The 19,353-nt window shown below is 62.4% G+C and carries 17 protein-coding genes and 1 tRNA gene; 9 read left to right on the top strand and 9 right to left on the bottom strand.

What is annotated here, in order from left to right:
* The first annotated feature begins 325 nt into the window (after window positions 1–325).
* From EI290_RS01175 to EI290_RS01150, 6 genes are all read left to right on the top strand, one after another.
* Entirely contained in the window at window positions 326–2,371 is a 2,046-nt protein-coding gene (locus tag EI290_RS01175; protein ID WP_125425800.1) for an FAD-dependent oxidoreductase, read from the top strand.
* A gap of 75 nt (window positions 2,372–2,446) precedes the next feature.
* Window positions 2,447–2,857 carry a hypothetical protein gene (locus EI290_RS01170; RefSeq protein ID WP_125425798.1) on the top strand — a complete coding sequence of 137 codons (411 nt, stop codon included), beginning with the start codon at window positions 2,447–2,449 and terminating at the stop codon, window positions 2,855–2,857.
* 139 nt (window positions 2,858–2,996) lie between these two features.
* Window positions 2,997–3,509, top strand: coding sequence for a hypothetical protein (locus EI290_RS01165; RefSeq protein ID WP_125425796.1), 513 nt, complete (start codon window positions 2,997–2,999; stop codon window positions 3,507–3,509).
* 64 nt (window positions 3,510–3,573) lie between these two features.
* Window positions 3,574–4,686, top strand: a complete 1,113-nt coding sequence (locus EI290_RS01160) for a DUF3616 domain-containing protein (protein ID WP_125425794.1) — start codon at window positions 3,574–3,576, stop codon at window positions 4,684–4,686.
* A gap of 60 nt (window positions 4,687–4,746) precedes the next feature.
* Window positions 4,747–5,265 (top strand): acyl-CoA thioesterase, encoded by a 519-nt coding sequence (locus tag EI290_RS01155; protein ID WP_125425792.1) that lies wholly within the window; start codon window positions 4,747–4,749, stop codon window positions 5,263–5,265.
* A 125-nt stretch (window positions 5,266–5,390) separates the two neighbouring features.
* A complete protein-coding gene (locus EI290_RS01150) occupies window positions 5,391–5,948 on the top strand; it encodes a type 1 glutamine amidotransferase domain-containing protein (RefSeq protein WP_125425790.1) in 558 nt (185 codons plus the stop codon).
* A 79-nt stretch (window positions 5,949–6,027) separates the two neighbouring features.
* Here EI290_RS01150 and EI290_RS01145 read toward each other — a convergent pair whose 3' ends face one another.
* Both EI290_RS01145 and EI290_RS01140 read right to left on the bottom strand, forming a co-directional pair.
* Window positions 6,028–6,522 (bottom strand): DUF6992 family protein, encoded by a 495-nt coding sequence (locus EI290_RS01145; RefSeq protein ID WP_125425788.1) that lies wholly within the window; start codon window positions 6,520–6,522, stop codon window positions 6,028–6,030.
* Between the two features lie 87 nt (window positions 6,523–6,609).
* Entirely contained in the window at window positions 6,610–7,302 is a 693-nt protein-coding gene (locus tag EI290_RS01140; protein ID WP_125425786.1) for a porin family protein, read from the bottom strand.
* 203 nt (window positions 7,303–7,505) lie between these two features.
* On the opposite strand from EI290_RS01140, the gene EI290_RS01135 reads away from it, so the two are divergent.
* Together EI290_RS01135 and EI290_RS01130 are read left to right on the top strand one after the other, a co-directional pair.
* Window positions 7,506–7,583: transfer RNA gene (locus EI290_RS01135), tRNA-Val, on the top strand.
* Between the two features lie 98 nt (window positions 7,584–7,681).
* Window positions 7,682–8,590, top strand: a complete 909-nt coding sequence (locus EI290_RS01130; protein ID WP_125425784.1) for a histone deacetylase family protein — start codon at window positions 7,682–7,684, stop codon at window positions 8,588–8,590.
* A 180-nt stretch (window positions 8,591–8,770) separates the two neighbouring features.
* Here EI290_RS01130 and EI290_RS01125 read toward each other — a convergent pair whose 3' ends face one another.
* The 5 genes from EI290_RS01125 to EI290_RS01105 all read right to left on the bottom strand — a co-directional run bounded on the left by EI290_RS01125 (window position 8,771) and on the right by EI290_RS01105 (window position 13,705).
* On the bottom strand, window positions 8,771–9,940 hold the full coding sequence (locus EI290_RS01125) for an MFS transporter (RefSeq protein WP_125425782.1): 1,170 nt from the start codon (window positions 9,938–9,940) through the stop codon (window positions 8,771–8,773).
* Complete coding sequence (locus tag EI290_RS01120; protein WP_125425780.1) at window positions 9,940–10,374, bottom strand: TonB-dependent receptor; 435 nt, start codon at window positions 10,372–10,374, stop codon at window positions 9,940–9,942. The genes EI290_RS01125 and EI290_RS01120 overlap by 1 nt, the downstream gene beginning before the upstream one ends.
* Before the next feature lie 75 nt (window positions 10,375–10,449).
* Window positions 10,450–11,157: a methyltransferase domain-containing protein gene (locus EI290_RS01115; RefSeq protein WP_125425778.1), complete on the bottom strand. Its 708-nt coding sequence runs from the start codon at window positions 11,155–11,157 to the stop codon at window positions 10,450–10,452.
* Between the two features lie 149 nt (window positions 11,158–11,306).
* On the bottom strand, window positions 11,307–12,488 hold the full coding sequence (locus tag EI290_RS01110) for a type III polyketide synthase (protein ID WP_185816788.1): 1,182 nt from the start codon (window positions 12,486–12,488) through the stop codon (window positions 11,307–11,309).
* 98 nt (window positions 12,489–12,586) lie between these two features.
* The gene (locus EI290_RS01105) at window positions 12,587–13,705 is read right to left on the bottom strand and encodes an NAD(P)/FAD-dependent oxidoreductase (RefSeq protein WP_125425776.1); all 1,119 of its coding nucleotides are present in this window, start codon (window positions 13,703–13,705) and stop codon (window positions 12,587–12,589) included.
* 175 nt (window positions 13,706–13,880) lie between these two features.
* Here EI290_RS01105 and EI290_RS01100 point away from each other — a divergent pair, with 175 nt between their 5' ends.
* Window positions 13,881–14,261, top strand: coding sequence for a T9SS type A sorting domain-containing protein (locus EI290_RS01100; RefSeq protein ID WP_125425774.1), 381 nt, complete (start codon window positions 13,881–13,883; stop codon window positions 14,259–14,261).
* A gap of 374 nt (window positions 14,262–14,635) precedes the next feature.
* Here EI290_RS01100 and EI290_RS01095 read toward each other — a convergent pair whose 3' ends face one another.
* Both EI290_RS01095 and EI290_RS01090 read right to left on the bottom strand, forming a co-directional pair.
* Window positions 14,636–15,715, bottom strand: a complete 1,080-nt coding sequence (locus EI290_RS01095; protein ID WP_125425772.1) for a flavin-containing monooxygenase — start codon at window positions 15,713–15,715, stop codon at window positions 14,636–14,638.
* A 34-nt stretch (window positions 15,716–15,749) separates the two neighbouring features.
* Window positions 15,750–19,349 (bottom strand): PAS domain-containing hybrid sensor histidine kinase/response regulator, encoded by a 3,600-nt coding sequence (locus EI290_RS01090; RefSeq protein ID WP_125425770.1) that lies wholly within the window; start codon window positions 19,347–19,349, stop codon window positions 15,750–15,752.
* Window positions 19,350–19,353 lie beyond the last annotated feature (4 nt).

Genomic DNA, 19,353 nt, shown 5'->3' with positions numbered 1-19,353 from the left:
AAACGTCGTTTCTGTCATGCTGAGCGAAGCGGAGCGCAGTCGAAGCATCTCTACCGCTGGCTAATCAATGGCATTGCAACGAAACGGTAGAGATGCTTCGACTCCGCCTCCGGCTTCGCTCAGCATGACGTTCTGATTGGTTCTGTCAGACGACTTCCTAAACAGTTTCCAATAGAAACAGAACGATTACTCAGTTACTCAGTTACTCCGCTACTCAGCTACTCTTTCGTATGCATGACGAGTAATTCGGGGAAAATGACGAACTTTTAGGGCCGGACTTCGGGCCGGTGCTGTTTCCGTTCGTTTTTCTGTTTTCCCGCCCGTCATGCAGTTTACCGAAGCGCAACGTGCTACCCTGCGCGCCCTCGCCGACACCTTTATTCCCAGCCTGCCCGCTCCGGCCGGTTCCACCGATGCCGCCTACTGGGCCCGGCGTGGCTCGGAGGGCATCGACCTGGACAAGCTGGCGGCGGCCATTGCGGCCCAACCCGCCGGGGCGCAGCGGGAATTTTTGCAGCTGCTGAAGCTGCTGGATTCGGCGGCACTGGGCATGACGTGGTTTGGGCCGCTGCGGCCGTTTGGCCGGCTGGAGCCCGAGCAGCGCGAAAAAATGCTGCAAAGCTGGGCGGCTTCCAATCTGCCCCAGCTGCGCAAAGGCGTGCAGGCCCTGCGCAAGCTCTGCATGTTTCTGTACTACGGAGGCTCCACGCCCGAGCAGGGGCAGTTTGTGTGGGAGCACATCGGCTACCCGGGCCCCCAGGCCGTGGATGAGTCCGTGGCCGCTACCCGCCCCATTCAGCTGCTGCAACCCACCCAGGACGGCACCCGCTACGACTGTGACGTGCTGGTGATTGGCAGCGGGGCCGGGGGAGGAGTGGTAGCCGGCGAGCTGGCTGCTGCCGGCTACGAGGTGCTGGTGCTGGAGAAAGGCCCCTACTTCCACGGCCCCGACTTCACCCAGCGGGAGGTAGACATGCTGGGCGCCCTCTACGACGCCCGCGGCACCCTCAGCACCCAGGACGGCGGCATTGGGCTGCTGGCGGGCTCCTGCCTGGGCGGCGGCACCACCATCAACTGGGCCGGCTCCTTCCGCACCCCCGATTACGTGCTTCAGGAATGGGCCCGGGAGCACCAGGCCCCGCACTTCGTGGCGGCCTCCTTCCGCGAGAGTCTGGATGCCGTGAGCCGGGTGCTGAGCGTGAACATTGAGTACACCCGCCACAACGGCCAAAACCAGGCTCTGCTGGATGGCTCGCAGCGGCTGGGCCAGGAAGTGAAGCTAATTCCGCGCAATGAGCGGCACCAGGGCAGCTCGGAGCAGCACTTTCAGGGCCTGGGCTACAGCTGCTTCGGCGACCGGTACGGCATCAAGCAGGGTACATTGAACACCTACCTGCAAACGGCTTTCGAGCACGGCGCCCGCATTGTGTGCAACGCGCAGGTGGAGCGCATCACCCTGGCCCAGGGCCAGGCCACCGGGGCCGAAGCCGTGTACACCACCCCCGAAGGCCGGCCGCTACGCTTGACGGTGCGGGCCCGCCGGGTGGTGGTGGCCGGAGGGGCGGTGCAAACGCCGGCCCTGCTGCTGCGCAGCGGGGTGCGGCACCCGCACCTGGGCCGCCACCTGCACCTGCACCCCACGGTGGTGGTATCGGGGCTGTACCCGCAGCGCATGGACCCCTGGCACGGGCCGATGATGTCGGTGGTGAATGATGGCTTTACGATGCTGGATGGCACTAACTTCGGCGCGAAGCTGGAAACGCCGCCTGCCCACCCCGGCCTGATGAGCATGGTGCTGCCCTGGCGCTCGGGGCAGCAGCATAAGGAGCTGATGCGGCAGGCCGCGCACCTGGGCTCCTTCATCGTGCTGACCCGGGACCGGGACGGGGGCAGCGTAACGGTGGACCGCCACGGCGCCCCCCTCATCGACTACACCCTCAGCGACTTTGACCGCAACCACCTGTTGCAGGGCGTGCAGGCGGCGGCCAACATTCATGTGGCGGCCGGGGCCCACACGGTGCTGCTGCCCCACGGTACGCTGCCGCTGCTGCGCGCCGAAAACGGCCGGGCCCTCAACCCGGAAGTGCTCAACAGCCTACCGTACCTGAGCTGGAAGGCCAACCAGTTTGGTTTGTACAGCGCCCACCAGATGAGCTCCTGCCGCATGGGCGGCGACGCGGCCACGCACCCCACCAGCCCCACCGGCGAGCTGTACGAGGTGCGCAACCTGTACGTGGCCGACGGCTCGGCGTTTCCGGCCTGCAGCGGCGTGAACCCCATGCTCACCATTATGGCCTTGGCGCACCATACGGCCCAGCATCTGAAAGCGAGCCTGCCTGCCCGGAAACACGTGGCCTTAGTGGCGCAATAGAGGCTGGGAGGGAAAAATGTACCCGTCGGCTGGGTTTTCGCGTAGGCATCAGCAACACGCCTTTCTCCTTGTTGTATGTTCTCACTTCGCCTCCCGCTAGCCGTGCTGCTGGCTGCCAGCCTGCTGGCCGGCTGCGCCCGTCGCACCAAAGACAAAAGCCCCACAGCTACTGCTACAACCACTCCGGCCCCGGTAGTGGCCCCCACTGCCGCCCGCGACCTGACCGATGTGCTGACGGAGGAGCTGAACTTGACCAGTGACCAGCGCGGTAAAGTGCGGGCCGTATTCACCAACACTACCGAGCAGGCTAACAGCGCCAAGCAGCGGCTGGGCAGCAACCGCTCCGCCCTGCTGGCCGAACTCAAGCGCATCAATGCCGCCTCCGACCAGGAACTGAAAAGTATTCTGACGCCGGCACAATATCAGCAGCTCAAAGCCAAGCAGCGCCAGGTGCAAGCCCAGATGCAGGCCCGTCGGGCGCAATAGCCGAGGTACAGGTGCTGGCTGGTAGGCTTTTCAGTCCGGCAATGCACAGCAGGCAACCCTTTCAGCATGAGTACCATCTGAACCCACAAGGCCCGCCGAAAGACGGTGGGACTTGTGGGCTTTACTTTTCAGATGTACCATGAAAACCTGTGTACTGGCGTTGTTACTCAGTCTGCCGGCCGTTAGTTGGGCCCAGACCTCTTCTTCCTCGGCAGGGCTGGCCCAGCGGCTCAACCAGCTGATGCGCGACCCAAAGGAACCGGAAACGGAGGTGCGGGTAGTGCTTTCGGATTGTCATTTCACTCAGATAATCCGCAAGTACCGCACCCGGCCCGCTGAGGGGGCCACTTCCATTCAGGTCAGCCACGAGAAGAACGGGGGCGAGTGGGCCGTGAAATCCAATGACAAGGTGGAGTTTGAGCTGAAGCTGGGCTCCGACTGGAACCAGGTAACGGCGCTGACCTATGCCCCCGCCACCCGCGAAAAAACCGGCGAGAAATACTACGAGCTGAAAATTGAGCGGGCGCGAAAGGAAAAAGACAGCTCCAACACCACCACGTTTGAGCTGCCGCTCCACACCACCGATGAGGCCGTGGTGCAGAGCCTGGTGCGGCAGCTGGAGCAGGTGCGGCGCAATTGCGGCGGCCGGTAATTTGGGCGGGCCGCAAACCTCCCGCTCCCGGGGCCGTTTGTAGCCTACACCTTTTCCCCGGTTTATGGCCTCTGCTTCCTATACGCTGCGCTTCAACCCCAAACTCAGCCGCAATTCCCAGGGCGACGACGTGCGCGACGGCTTGTCGGCGGCCGTGCTGACCGGTGAAAACCTCTGGCTCTGCTGCGACGAGGCCACCACCCTGGAGCGGCTGCGCCGCACTGGTCCCCGCACTTTCGGCCAGCATTGCCAGTACGCCCTGGCCGACCTGATAGAGTTGCCGGATAAGGTGACGGAGGAAGTGGACCTGGAGGGCATGGGCGAGGCGGAAAACTACCTCTGGGTGATTGGCTCCCACAGCATCAAGCGCAGAAACGCCAAGCCCGAAGACCCGAACGTGGCCAAGCAAATCAAGCGGCTGGCCAAGGTGGAGGTGGCTCCCAACCGCAACCTGCTGGCCCGGATTCCGCTGGTGCTCAACCCCGACTCGGGCGACTATGAGCTGCATAAGTCGGCCCCGCACCCGACGGCGGCTGGCCAGAAGCTGCGGGCCGCGCAGCTGCGCGGCCGCAAGCCGGGCAGTAACGAATTGCTGGAAGTACTGGCCCAGGATGAGCACCTGAGCCCGGCCTTGCGCGTGCCCGCCAAGGACAACGGCCTGGACATTGAAGGGTTGGCCGCCGCGGCAGATGGGCGTTTGTTTCTGGGGTTGCGGGGGCCGGTGCTGCACGGCTGGGCTATTGTGCTGGAAATCCGGCCCGAGCACCACCGCAAAGGGCGGCTTCGGCTGGGGCAGATGGAGGGCGGCCGCCATCCACTCTACAAAAAGCACTTCCTGGATTTGCGGGGCATGGGCATCCGGGAAATCCGGCAGCAGGGCACCGATTTGCTGATTCTGGCCGGCCCCACCATGGACCTGGACGGCACCATTGCCGTGTACCGCTGGCGCAATGGCTTGTTTCAGGCCCACGACAGCCTCACGCCGGCCGACCAGCTGGAGCGCCTGCTGGACGTACCGCACCTGCCCCACCTCGACCGGGCCGAGGGTATGGCCTTGCTTAGTGAGCGGGAGATGCTGGTGGTGTTCGATAAGCCGGCCCCCGCCCGCAAGCCCCGGCCCCACCAGATTCTGGTGAATTCCTTCGACTTGCCCCACCCCGAGCCCACAAAGGCCTGACGCCCCGCCAACCGGCAACAAATCCGCACCTTTGCGCCCGTTCCACCTCCGCCGACCGTTATGGCTTCTCAACTGGTAAAAACCCCCGAAACCCTGCACCGCATCCGGTTTCAGGATTGTGATATGCTGGGCCACCTTAATAATGCCCGCTACCTTGACTACTTCCTCAATGCCCGTGAGGAGCACACCATCCGGCACTACGCGCTGAACCTGGGCGAGCTGGCGCGCGAGTCGAAGGCGGCCTGGGTGATTACTAAGCACTGCATAGCGTACCTGCGGCCGGCCAACCACGCCGAGCAGGTCCTCATCCGGACGCAGCTCATCCACTTCGACAACTCCAACCTGGTAGTAGAAATGCTGATGCTCAGCGAGGATGGCCTGCGGCTGAAAGCCGTGCTGTGGTCGGAAATGGCTTTTGTGAAAGTACCGGGCGGCACCCGCACCGAGCACTCCGACGAGCTGATGGACATGCTGGAGCAGTTGGATGTGGAGGAGGTCAGCTACGACCCCGACGGCTTTGATGAGCGGGTGAAGCGCCTGCGCAAGGAGCTGAAGCGGGAGCGGCACGAGCAGGACTAGCATCGGCACAAGGCCAAAATCCTGCTCCAACCGTGGGGCGGCCCGTCCGTTAAAGAAAAGCCGGAAACGCACGCGCGCTTCCGGCTTTTTAGCATCCATCCTTCTTCACTCAACCACCCGGACGTATGAGCATTTTTGGTAGCAACGACCTGAAAGGCAAGAAAATAGCCATTGTAGCCACCGACGGCTTCGAGCAGTCGGAGCTGGAAAAACCCAAGAAGTACCTGGAAGGCGAAGGCGCCGAAACCCACGTAATTTCTCTAAAAAGCGGCTCTATTAAGGGTTGGGATGAGAAAGACTGGGGCGACAAAGTAGACGTGGATAAAGTAATTGGCGACGTGAAAGTGGCCGACTACGATGCCCTGGTGCTGCCCGGCGGCCAGATGAACCCCGATGTGCTCCGCACCGAATCCGAAGTAGTAAGCTTCATTGGCGAGTTTGTGCGTTCCGGCAAGCCGGTAGCCGCCATCTGCCACGGTCCCTGGACTCTTATTGAGGCTGATGTGGTGCGCGGCAAGCAGCTCACTAGTTGGCCCAGCTTGCAAACCGACGTGAAAAACGCCGGGGGCCGCTGGATCGACCAGACGGTGGTAGTCGACGGTAACCTCATTACCAGCCGCAACCCCCAGGACATTCCCAACTTCAACGAGAAAATCAAAGAAGCCTTGGTAGGTAAAAAATAAGTCCGGGGAGCCTGCGGGCTACCTTTGGCAAAACCACCCCGTCGGCCTGCTGTTGCCGACGGGGCGGTTTTTTTTGCGGCTACTGGGGCAGGCTCTGCAACTGGGCTGCGTACTGGTGGTACACCAGATAGAAGCCGGTATCAAAGAGTGCCAGGAAAGCGCCTTGCAGCAGCACGGAGCGGCCGAAACCCTCCAGGCGCTCGGGGCGGGCAGCCTTGGGGGCCCGGGTCCGGAGCCAGTAGCCTACCCCCATATACAGGAGGTCGAGGCCCGCGTTGAGTAGCAGAAGGTGCTCGAAGTGCAGTTGAGCGGCGTTGCTTTCGGCCAGGCTCAGGCCCGCTACGTGCTGTGGGTTAGCCCGCAGTATTCCCCAAACGGCCAGCAGGGCATTTACCACGTTCCAGCTCACGTTCATCAGGTGAAAGTGGTGGGCTACGGTGCGGGTATCGGTGCGGGCCACGTAGTAGCCGCTGACCACCAGGTTCAGCAGGGCCCAGGCGCCGAGTATGGCCATACCCCGCTCGGCCAGCAGCTCGCGGGCATGGTTAATCAGGTCCAGCTCGGGCGTCGTCATACCAGATATACGGAGGAATGCTGTCGGCTACAAAAAAAGGAAGCCCCGGGGAGCCTCCTTCTTGTGCAAGAACCAATACGGGGCCAGTTAGTTGGCAATGCCCAGGCCAATGTACACCTGGAACATCCCGTTCTTGATATTGTCGATGGATTGGGCCGCCGTATTAGCGGGGTCCTTGATGATGTCGGCGAAGCCGGCAGTGTAGCGGCCACCCACGCGGGCGGGACCTACCCGGGCCTCTACGCCTGCGGCCAGGCCATAGTCGAGGCTGCTGTAGCTATAGCCGTAGGTATTGTTCTCGTCGGCAATTTTCCGCTCCTTGCTGCCCTCCTTTACCTTGGTGAGCAAGGAAACCTGCGGGCCCACGTGCAAGCTCACGTTATCGAGGAAGTTGTACACCAGTAGTACCGGCACCTGCACGTAGTCGAGGCGGGTGGTATAAGTGCCGGTTTGGGAGGTGTTGGCGGGGTTGCTGGCCTTAAAGCCCTGGCGGCTATAGAGTACTTCCGGCTGAAGGGAAAACTTGTCGTTGAAGCCAAACTGGGCGTACACCCCGGCGTGGAATGTGTTGTAGATGGCCTCGTTGCCGTAGTTCTTCTTGTCGTCGCCGCGGAAGTTGGAGGCCGTAAAGCCACCTTTGATACCGAAGCCATTGTTGCGGGAGTCGGTAGTGCCGGTACCGTAATCGGCCGAGGAGGGCGTGCCGCTGGGGCCATTCGTCTGGGCCAGGGCCGTAGCGCTCAGGGCGCAGCCAGCCAGCAGGAGTGCAATGTGTTTCATGGGATGGTAACGGTGGTTCAGGTGTAGGAAAGGGCAGCCGGGGAATAGCCCACCAGCCAGCGTATGCCGCTATACTACCCCACGCGCAGAAGGTTACAGCCCCCACCCGGGGAAGGTCATAATCTTATACGGCTGCCACAAGCATATTGCCCACCGAACGGTTACCTTTGGCCCCTTACGGCCGCCGCCAGTAGGTTTTGTCCGGGGTGTTAGCTCAGTTGGTTCAGAGCACTACCTCGACAAGGTAGGGGTCATCGGTTCGAGCCCGATACGCCCCACCAACAAAACCATCCGAATCCGAAGATAACCGCCCCCGACCGGCGGTTATTTTTGTGTCCGGCTTCTGCTATCCGGCTCTGCCTGCGTAGGTTTGCGCGGTATGCTTGCCATTGCCTGGGCACCCTTGTACGCCCACCCGCTCCCCACCGCCCACCGCTTCCCCATGCTCAAGTATGAGCTGCTGCCCGAGCAGCTGCTGCGGGAGGGTATTGTGGAAGAAAGCGCCTTTTTCCGGCCCGCTCCGCCCCCGCCCGCGGATATCCTGCGGGTGCATGAGGCCGACTACTACCACCGCCTGCAAACCGGGCAGCTTACCCGCGCCGAGGAGCGGGCCACTGGCTTTCCGTGGAGCCCCGAGCTGATTGTGCGCGAAACCACCATTCTGGGTGGCACCCTGGAGTGCGCCCGCCGGGCCCTGACTGGCGGCGTGGCCCTGAACATTGCCGGGGGCACCCACCACGCTTTCCGGAACCGGGGCGAAGGGTTTTGCCTGCTCAACGACCAGGCCGCGGCGGCGGCCTACCTGCTGGCCCACCCCGCGCTGGGCGTGCGCCGGGTGCTGATAGTGGACCTGGATGTGCACCAGGGCAACGGCACCGCCGCTATTTTCCAGCACGAGCCCCGGGTATTTACGTTCAGTATGCACGGGGCCCGCAACTACCCCCACCGCAAGGAAACCTCCGACCTGGACCTGCCCCTGCCCGACGGCACCGACGATACCACCTACCTCCGGCTGCTGCGCGACACCCTGCCCCGGCTGCTGGCCGAGCACCAGCCCGATTTCGTGTTTTACCTGAGCGGAGTAGATGTGCTGGCCACCGACAAGCTGGGCCACCTGAGCCTGAGCCCCGAAGGCTGCCGCCAGCGCGACGCTTACGTGCTGGGCCTCTGCCACCAGCACCGCCTGCCGGTGGTGGTGTGCATGGGCGGCGGCTACTCCCCCCGCCTCGCCGACATCGTAAACGCCCACACCGCCACCTTCCGCGTAGCTGCCGATTTGTGGGGGTGAGGGGGTGAGGTGGGGAAATGGTGAGTTTAACGTGCCGCTTGCGCCACTCGCGCCGACTGCGCGGATAGAACGTCAAACTCACCACCTCACCACCTCACCACCTCACCATTTCACCACAGAGTGGTAGGGGGCTGCCAGGAGGAGGCCTGGATTTATTCTTTGCTGGTATTTAGGTATGGATTACAACGGGCGGCTTCGGGCCAGGAATACGGCTACGCTCAGGGCCACCCCTGCCGCAATGCCAAACGTCCAGCCGGGCCCAGCCACCTGCCACAGTGCGCCAGCGCCCACGCTGGCTCCCAGGGCGGCCAAACTCCCAAGGCCCCCGAAGGTGCCCAGGGCCGCGCCGGTATCCGACTTGGCGCACAGGTTGCTTACCCAGGCTTTGGCTACCCCCTCAGTACTGGCCGCATAGAGGCCGTAGAGGCCGAACAGTACCACAAAGGTCCATCCGGAATGAGCCAGGGCTACGCCACCGTACACGGCCGCAAACAGCAGTAGCCCCCCCACCAGCAGCCGGCGTGGGCCCAGCCGGTCAGCCAGGTGCCCCAGGGGCCAGGCGCTGAGTACGTACACGGCATTGTAGAGAATATAGAGCCCGATAACGCCCGTTTCGGATACGCCCCGCTGCCGGGCCAGCAGTAGCAAAAAGGCATCGGAGCTGTTGAAGAGGGCAAACACCAGCAGCGCCCCCACTACTCGCCGGTAGGCAGGTGGAGCTACGCGCCAATAGCCAAAAGAGGCCCAGAACGGCCGCACCGGCCGGGACGAAGCGGGAGCAGGCCGCTCCTGCAGCAGCAAGGCAACGGCCACCGCCAGCGCCCCCGGTACAAAGGCCCACAGAAACAAAGCCCTAAACTGGCCCGGATGAGCCCCGAGCCAAAGCAAGGCGGCCATGGGGCCAAGCACCGCCCCGAGCGTGTCTACTGAGCGGTGGAAGCCAAACACCTTGCCCTTATTTTCCGGTGTTGTTTCGTCCGAGAGCAGCGCGTCCCGGGCTCCGGTGCGCAGGCCTTTGCCCAGGCGGTCCAGGGTGCGGGCCAGCAGCACCCCGGCCGGAGTGGCCAGCACCGCCAGCAGTGGCTTGCTGAGTGTGCTCAGGCCGTAGCCCCACTGCACAAAGGGCACACGCCGGCCCAGCCGGTCGCTCCACTGCCCGAAGTAGCCCTTGCTCAGGCCGGCCGCAGCTTCGGCCACGCCTTCCAGCAGCCCAATAAACACCACCGAGAAACCGATACTTTGCAGGTAAAGCGGCATCACGGGGTAAAGCATTTCGCTGGCCAGATCAGTAAAAAGGCTGATGAGCGAGAGAAGCCAGACGGCGCGGGTGAGGTAGGAAAGCCGGGCCATCAGAGCGTAATTTTCAGGGCCACGTTGCCTACAATACCATCCAGAGGAGCATAGAGCGGCCGGAACGTGGGTGCAGTGGGCGGCCCGAGTACCACGGGCTCAAATCGGGTCTGGCGCACGTCAAGGAAATTCTCCACGTTGAGTACCACCGAAAAATGCGGGGCAAAGATTTTCTCGCCCAGCACCCCCAGCAGCCAGAAGCCGCGCCCCCGCCGGCTACCTTCACCCAGGTACTGGGGATACGGCCGCTGGTAATCCATACGCAGGCCCACTTGCAGCGTCAGATTCTCCAGCACCCACCAATCGTCCTGGGCAACCAGCCCGTAAGTCTGGTACTGATGTTGGTATTCAGCCGCATCCAGCGCGCACAGGCTGCCCAGGTAGCCATTGCCCAGCAACAACAGAAAGAAGCGAGCCAGGCCGTGCGGAACCATAGAAAGGCGAGTTTGCCAGATTGAAAGTAAGAGGTTTCGCGTGGCTGCCGCGCAGGATCACAGCACAATCAACAATCAACAATCAACAATCAGCTGCCACCGGAAGGCCCAGCGCCAGCGCAGCTGGTACGTCCGGATGCCAGCATGGTGTAGCAGCCGCCGCCAGTCGGGGCGGTTGAAGGCCCGGGCCACCGACAAGGGCGCATCGTGACGAACCAGCCGGGAGCCGCCCAGCAGCCGCGTGAGCCCCCAGATGCTGTAGTAGGCCAGCGGGTGGCGGTGCAAATCGTTCACGATGACGGCCAGCCCGGCCTGCCGGTGCCACTGGGCCAGCATGAGTGCCAGCTGCTCGTCCGGGAAATGATGGCAGAACAAGCTGGCCGTGAGAATATCGAAGGGCTGCCGCTGAAACTCCGGCGAGAAAATATCGGCCTGCTGAAAGCGGATTTCCGGGTGCTGCCGGCTTTTGCTGGCGGCGTATTGCAGCATGAAAGCGTTGGCATCAACGCCGGTCAGCTCCACGGCCACGCCCCGGCGGCGGGCCCATCGGGCAATCTGCCGCAGCGTGTCGCCGCCGCCGCTGCCCAGGTCGGCTATGCGGAGGGGGCGGCCCTCCGGAAACCGGGGTTGCAGCCGGGCCAGGGCATCCAGCACCGGCGCGTAGCCACCCAGCCAGGTATTGATGGTTTCCAGCTCGTCGAGGTTCTGCCGCAGCTCATCCGAGGCCAGCGTCAGGTCGTCCATCAGCTCTGGTTCAGTAGCACGGACGCGAAAGTCGGGCATGAAACTCTTAATGTGCGTAATGTGGAAAATATGCGGAATATGGCGGTGCTGTCCTTCTCCGTCCGGCGCCCATTTAGGAAGATGCTCCGCGGACGAAGTGCCTCGTTAGTCTGGTTGATGTTTCAACGTGGCAAGGTCCTGCGTGCTGCTCAGGATGAAAGCACCGCCACGTTCTGTACATTCTCCACATCTTCCGTATTCCGCACAATTTCCACCTTGCCCTCATACACTACCGTCAGCAGCATGGCTTCCAGGGTAAGGCCGGGGCCGAAGGCGAAGCTGAGCACCGGGGCATCAGCATCGGCGGGGGTAAGCGTGCGGAGTAAGTCCCGCAGCACGTACAGCACCGTCGCCGACGACATGTTGCCGTAGTTGCGCAGCACTTGGTAGGCGAAGCGGTTGTCGTGGGCGGTGAGGCCCAGCGCCTGCTCGATGGACTCCAGGATTTTGCGCCCGCCCGGATGAATGGCAAACGCCCGGATGTCGGTCAGCTGCACCGGCAAATCGGCCAGCAGGCGCTGGGTAAGCTGCCCGATTCCCTGCTGAATCATGCGCGGCACATACGACGACAGCGTCATCTCAAACCCGAAGTTGTTGATGTGCCAGGCCATATCGGCGTGCCCGTCGGGCTCCAGGCCGCAGTGGAAAGCCGTAAGCGCCAGGCTCGGACCCGTAGCGGCTGGCTGACCCTGTACCAGCACGGCGGCAGCCCCGTCGCCGAACAGGGCGTTGGAAACCAGGTGGTCGTCCTCGTGGCTTTTCTGGAAGTGCAGGGTGCATAGCTCGGTGCACACTAGTAGCACCCGCGCCGTGGGCGTGGCCTGGCAGAAGGCATGGGCTAGTTTCAGGCCGTTCACGGCCGCGTAGCAGCCCATAAAATTCACGCAGGTGCGCTGCACGTGGCCCGGCAGCCCCAGGGCGGCCACCAGCTCAATATCCAGCCCCGGCGCGTACATGCCCGTGCAGCTCACCGTAATCAGGTGGGTGATGGAGCCAACCTCAACTTCCGGCAGTTGGCGCAGGCAGTCCTGCACAGCCTGTACCGACAGCGGCAGGGCGTAGCGGCGGTAGGCGGCCATGCGCTGGCCTACCCCCGGAAAGGGCTCCAGGCCCGGTGAGTTCGGAAAAAACTCAAACTGCCCGTTGGAGCGGCCGTAATCCGGCAGCACGGTATAGCGCTGCTCAATGCCCGATACCCGGTACAAGGCCCGCAGCCGGCGCGTACCGGCTTCGTCCAGCTCCAAGGCGCTGGCCATGAAATCGGCAATCTGCAATTGAGGGATACGGTGGGGCGGGTTGGCTGTGCCAATGGCACACAGGTAACTACTCATCAGAGGCAGTTTACGTAAAAAAGCCAATGCCCGGGTTACAGGTTTTCGGGATTGGCTGCTGACTATTTTTTCCTGGGGCGCCGGACGGGACTCCTCGGCTAAAACGGCTGCCCGTGGGTGCGCCGCACCAGCTGCCGCACCGCCGCCGGCCACAGGCGCAGGCCGTTCACTGCCAGCTCACTCAGCACGGGTTGCCCAAACAGCTGCTGTACGGCCCGCCCGGTGCGCAGGCGGATCCCGAAGTGGCGGTGCCAGTCGGCAGTATAGGTGGCCTCCAGGGCCGGACGGGTGAGGCGGCCCCGCAAAAACCCATGTACCTGCTCGGCGGCCAGGCTGGCGCCGTGGATGGCCATGGCCATGCCATTGCCGCACAAAGGCGTAATCAGGCCGGCGGCGTCGCCGCACAGCAGCACGTGGTCTTCGAGGCAGGTTTTGGGGGCGAAGGAAATTTCGTTGATGACTTCCGGCTTCGGGTACAGCTGCTCGGCCGTTTCCAGAATGTGCCGCAGCCGCGGGTTACGGGCCAGCACCTGCGCCTCAAGCTGCGGAATGGTGCCGTGGGCTTTCAGGTTGCGGCGGGTGGTGAGGTAACAGAAACAGTACTTATCGTCCTCAATGGCCGAAATACCGGCGTAGCCATCCGCAAAGTTGTGCAGCGCTATCAGGTCGCGGGGCATACTGGGGTAGCGCAGGTGGTACTTTACGCCCAGGTAAGGGGAGCGTTGGCTGAAAAACGGCCGGGCAAACTGCCGGTCCAGACTACTGCGTTTGCCATAAGCCCCCAGCACCACCCGGGCCCGGAGAGTGGCACCATCGGCCAGCGTTACGGTGTGCTCCCCACGGGCGGCATCGAAAGCTACGTGCGTAACGGTGGCCTGCTGCCGCACCTCCACCCCGGCCTGCACGGCCCGCTGGTACAGGAAATAATCCAATGCGTAGCGGCTCACGCCAAATCCGCCCAGCGGCAGGGAGGCCGCTAGCTGCCGCCCGGCCGGGGAGCTTACCTGCAGCCGGGTAATGCGGGCCGGGTTGAGCGGAGTGGGGGCCGCGTCCAGCCGGTGCAGGTAGGGCAGCACCTCGTTGGATATGTACTCGCCGCACACCCGATGAAACGGATACTGCTGCCGCTCCACCACCAGCACCGCGTGGCCACGCTGCCGCAAATCCAGGGCGGCACACAACCCGCCCAAGCCCCCGCCGATAATGACAACGTCCAACTTATTTTAACGGCTAAATCGGTGAAAACGAAGAGAAAATGATTTGTTTTATCGAAGATGAATTATATTCCGCTGGCTTACTCGTTTAGCGTCGTATTTTTGTAAAACCTAACCCGCTGTCCGCCGTTATTGCATATTCCGTTCGGGCATAATTCCCACCCACTTAACGTATTCTATGATGCAACGCCTACGCATTTTTTCTTTATTACTATTTCTGGCTACCGGCCTGCACGGCAGCCCCCGTCCGGCGCTGGCCCAGGGAGCTTCGCCCCGCCCGGCAGTAGCCGCCCGGGCAGCCAGTGAGGAGCGGGCATTGCTGGTGTATCCTAATCCCAGCACTGGTATCGTTCATATTGCCATTAATGGGTTTGAGGGCCGCAAAATAGAGCTGCGCGTTCTGAACGTAATTGGAACGGTGATGTACCGCGAAACGCTCACGGAGCTAAATGAACGGTACACCCGTACCCTGGACCTGAGTAAGTTTGCCAACGGCCTCTACTATGTGCGTCTGGAATCAGACAACGCCAGTGAGATGCGAAAACTGGTAATCCGGTAAATGGTTCTTTCCCCAGTGGATATACTTCAGAAGAGCAGCCCGAGTGCTGCTCTTTTTTTGTGCGTATTTCAGTAGGAAAGAAATAAAAAACGCCTCCTGGTTAAGGAGGCGTTTCCCGTCCGGAAACAGACGAATTAGCGTTTATTTCGGGCCCGCACCGGAATGGGCTGGAGCGTATCTTTCAGGTTACGTACCGTATCGAGTGTGAGTAAGGCCGTAGCCACAGCAATTCCAAGGAAGATTAGCAGCGTCATACAAAAAAGAATTAAGAGCGAGAAACAACTCTGCAACGAGGCCATACACTGAAATAGTGCGTCCGTACAGTAGCTGCACTCCTCTATAACACTGGCACACGGCCCGAAGTTGCAGTATAATTATGTGCTTTTCAGCAGGCACCGTACCACGTGCCGGGCATCGGCAGCGGCCCCACCCATTAAGGCGGAGCGCCGGTTGCGCTGCCAGGGCAGCCCCAGGAAGGCCAACCCCGGCGCCAGACTCATTCCTTGCTGCTGCACTGGCTCGCCGGACGCGGTAAGTGCCCCCGGCACCTGCAGCCAGGAATAGGCAGGAGCGTAGCCTGTGGCCCAGAGCACCGCCTCCAGCGGGGCGGTGGTAGCCAGCTTCCCCCGCAGACTGTCCGGCCCGCTGGTAGCCAGTGCCCGGCCAATAAACTGCACATTGGCCAACTTGCGCAGCCGCTGCAGGTCCTGGCGAACTACGGGCTCTGGCTGGCTCCGCATGAAGCGCCCCAGCCAGCTCGTGCGGCTGGCCTCCAGTATACCGGTACCCAGCAGTAGCAGCCACATGGCGGTATTGTTGGGAGTAGCCGGCGTTTTCTCGTCGAAGGCCACGAACACCGGCCGGCCGGTGGCTGCCAGGTCGGCGGCAATCTGCAGGGCCGAGTTGCCGCTGCCCACCACGGCTACCGGGCCGGTACCAGCTACTTGCTGAGGCCGTTGATAGTGGCTGCTGTGCATTTGCTGCACGCCCGGTTCCAGATCAGCTGCAAAGGCCGGAATGGTGGGTGTAGTATAAGGGCCCGTGCACACAATTATCCGCCGCGACAGGTACTGCTGGCCGCTGGCCGTGTGGGTGTGGTAGCCACCAGCGGTGGGTTGTACCAGCTGTACGCGCTGGTTGTGCTCAATGGCAAACCCAAAGTGCCGGGCATAGTCCTGCAGGTAGGCCGCCGCTTCCTGGGCCGTGGGGTAGCGCAGGGCCCGCCCCGGCCAGGGCAACCCTGGTAAGCGGCTGGCCCAGGCCGGGGAGAACAGCCGCAAAGAATCGTAGCGCGTGGCCCATAAGTGCCCTACCGCGGGGCGCTCATCCAGCAGCAGGCAGGCCGTGCCGTGCTGCTGCAGGTAGTAGGCCGCGGCCAGCCCGGCCTGGCCAGCGCCAATAACGAGCGTATCGGTGGTGCGGGGGGTGGAAGCGGGTACACCGTTGGGAATCATGACGTAGGCTGCACAAGGACGGAGCAAGGTAGCCTCATTGCTCCGGAAATTCCTGCCGGAGCTGCCCGATTACCTCGTCCGCAATCAGCCGGACCTGCTCCACCTGGCGTTGCAGCACGGTCCAGTCGGCAGTTTCGGGGGCGTAGGCGGTGGCTTCCAGCTCGCGGAGTAGTGGCCGTAGCGCCTGCACCTGCAAGCCGTCAATGGAGCTTTTGAGGTGATGCGCGGCGGCTCCCAACGGCTCCAGCTGCCGGGCAGCCAGGTGCTGCTCCATTTCAGCAACAACCGGGGGAGTAGTGCTGATGAACAGGTCAATGAGCCGCCGGATAAATGCCAGGTCGTTGCCGGTAATGCGCCGCAGGTTTTCCAGGTCGTACAGGGGCTCCTGCGAGGCAGGAACCGGGACAGGCGGTGGTGTTGCGGCGGTTTGCTGAACAACAGCGGGAGCAGACGCGGAATGCGTTTCGGAATGAAGCAGCTCCGTAATGGTCCGGAATAGCGCTTCTTCGCGGAAGGGTTTGGAGAGGTACGCATTCAGGCCGGCCTCTCGGTAACGCTCCGCTTCTCCCTGCATGGCGTGGGCCGTCAGGGCTACTACTGGGGTAGCCGCCCGTATCGTGTCCGGGTGCTGGCGCAGTAGTTGGGTGGTAGCTACCCCATCCATACCCGGCATCTGAATGTCCATCAGGACCACGTCGTACGTGTGCTGCCGAAACAGCAGCAGGGCCTCCTGGCCCGAGGAAGCCGTATCAACTTCCATGCCCCAGCCTTTCAGCATCACCTGCACCAGCAATTGGTTTACCGGGTTATCTTCGGTCAGCAGTACGCGGCGGCCTTTCAGCAGCTGGTAGTCGGGGGCGGGTGGGGTAGGCTCCGAGGCCGGGGGCGGTACACTCGCAAAAGGCAGCGTGAAGCGGAAAGTACTGCCATAGTGTAAGCGGCTTTCCGCCGTGAGCGTACCCCCAAGCAACTCTACCAGCCCCCGCGAAATGCTGAGTCCGAGGCCCGAGCCCCCGTACTCACGGGCAGTGCTGGCCGAAGCCTGCGTGAAGGGCTCGAACAGCTGCTGAAGCTGCCCTTCCGAAATACCAATGCCCGTATCCATCACCGAAAACTGGTAGTGAGCCAGCTCCGCAGCGGCACCTACCTGCCGGCAAACCAGCAGAATCTGACCTTTATCGGTAAACTTAATGGCGTTGCTGAGCAGGTTCAGCAACACCTGCCGTAGCCGGTACGGGTCGCCGAGTACCCACGTGGGGCCGCCAGCGGCCGGCAGTTGCAGGCGGAGGGTAATGCCTTTTTCGGTGGCTTTCGGAATGAGGGCCTGGCAGCAGGCCTTCAGCACCTCCTGCAGCTCAAAGGGTACGGCTTCCACCCGCACCCGGCCTGCACCCAGCTGAGCCATGTCCAGAATGTCGTTGATGACGACCAGCAGGTTTTCGGCCGAATGCCGGATGTGGTGCAGGTAATGACGCTGCTCCTGGCTAAGGGGAGTTTTTGTGAGTAATTCTGCCAGGCCCATAATGCCGTTCATGGGCGTCCGGATTTCGTGGCTCATGTTGGTGAGGAAGGTCTGGCGGGCCTGGGCGTTCTGCTCTGCCACTTCCTTGGCCTGCTGCAGGGCCTGCTCCGTATTCTTCAGCTCGGTAATATCGTTATCAACGCCTAGTACCTGCACCGTGCCATCGGCCAGCACAAAGGGTCGTTTCACCGTCCGGAACCAGCGCAGCTGGCCCTGGGCATCCGTAAACGTGTCTTCCAGGTCCACTTCCTGCTGGGTACGCAGCACCTGCTCATCCTGCAGGCTATGGCGTCTCAGGTCCGGAAAGTTATTCAGCAGCTCGGCGGCCGGAGTTTGCAGCAGGGCCTCGTTGGAGAGGCTATAGAGCTGGGCTGTGGCCTGGTTGGCCAGAATATAGTTGCCATCTTCATCTTTCAGGTAGATAAGGTTGGGTACGGTATCAATAACCTGGCGGAACAAGCGGTTCTGCTCGGCCAGGCGGCGGTTGGCGGAGCGGCGCTGCTCATCGGCAATTTTCCAGCGGGTAATATCTTCGGCCGAGCCCACAATCTGCGTTACGCTGCCTGTTTCGTCGCGGGCAAAGGGCGTGTTGCTGATGCGGAGCCACCGGATGGAGCCATTGCGGTGGTAAAGGAAATATTCCAGGTGCAGAATTTCGCCGTCGGTGCAGCGCGTCACTTCCTCAAAGTGCTGCTGCAGGCGGCGGGCCTCCTGGGGGGGCATCAGGTTGCTGATCATGCTGCTGCCCATTTGCTGCAGCTCCTTTTCACTATAGCCCAGCATCGTTTCCACAAACCGGTTGCAGTAGATGTTGGCCTGGGCCACCGTATCATAAATGTAAATCAGGTTGGGCGTGGTATGGGTAATGCGCTCCACAAACAGCCGGCTTTGGCGAAGCTGTTCCTCTGTTTCGCGCCGTTCCGTCACGTCGGAGGCCGAGCCCACCAGCTGCCACACCCGCCCGTTGGGCAGGCGGGTAAAACAGGTGCTTTTTAGGCTAAGCCAGCGCCACGAGCCGTCCCGGTGCCGGAAGCGGTACTCCGAGGTCATAACTTCCCCATCCTTCATGCGGTGGCGGTGGCTGGCTTTGTTCTGAGAAATCAGCCAGTCGTCGGGGTGGAGGAGCTGCTGCGCCATGTGGGAGCCCATACTCAGGGCTTCCTCGGCCGTGTAGCCCAACACAGGACCAACCTGCTTGTTGCAGTATTTCAGCGAGTTCGTGCGCAGGTCATAAATAAACACGATGTTGGGCACCGTATCGTTGATGCGGGCAGTGAAGAGCTGATTGCGCAACAGCTCGGCCTCGGCCCGGCGGCGCTCGGTAATAGTTGTCAGATAGAGGTTGGCTTCCTGCTCCACGGGCAAAGGAGCAATGGTCCAGAGGTAAAACTCGTCGCCGAGGCGCAGCTCTACGGTATGCGGCCCCCCGCTGGCCAGCGCCTTCTGAATTTCCTGCTGAATCCGCTGCCGGCAGGGGGCTTCGTCGGGGTGGGCCAGCGCTGCCAGTACCGGGGCCGCCGCCGGATTGGCATACAGGGCTTCGGCCTGCCGGTTGAAACGAATGGTAGGCTGGGGGCTTTGCTCGGTGAGCTGGCTCAGCTCCTGCACCCGGCGCTGGGCCAGCTGCTGCTCCGTCACGTCCTCATAGCTCCAGATGTGCAGGACGGTCACGCCATTCTGTACCACCGGCAGGTAGTCCTGCTGCACAATGCGGCCGTCGCGCAGCCGCAGCAATAAGCCGCTGCTGCGTTCCTGGGCAGTTATTACCCGGGCGTTCTGCTGTCGTACCCCAGAGGCATCCTCCAGCAGCTCGCAGCTGGTGTGCAGGCGAGCCGACTGCTGCCCCAGGTACTCGGCCGGTGAGCCAGGCAAAAGAAACAGGTCGCACATGCGCTGGTTAATCAGCGTCACCACGTGGTCCTGGTTTTCGGCCAGAATGGCCGTGGTCATGGTTTGGAGCAGGGCACTGGCCTGCGCCGCCGACGCCTGGGAGCGGGCCCGAAGCTCCGCTAGCTGCTGTTGTGCTTCGGCGCAGCTCTGCTGCGCATCGCGCCATAGGCGCTGGGCATGGCGTAGCTGGCGGCCCCAGGTGCGCTGACTAATAGAACTCATAGCC

Source organism: Hymenobacter metallilatus (assembly GCF_003944705.1).
Classification (GTDB): Bacteria; Bacteroidota; Bacteroidia; order Cytophagales; family Hymenobacteraceae; genus Hymenobacter; species Hymenobacter metallilatus.
Note: the sequence above shows the minus strand (reverse complement) of the source record. Positions and strands in the feature narration are given on the sequence as shown.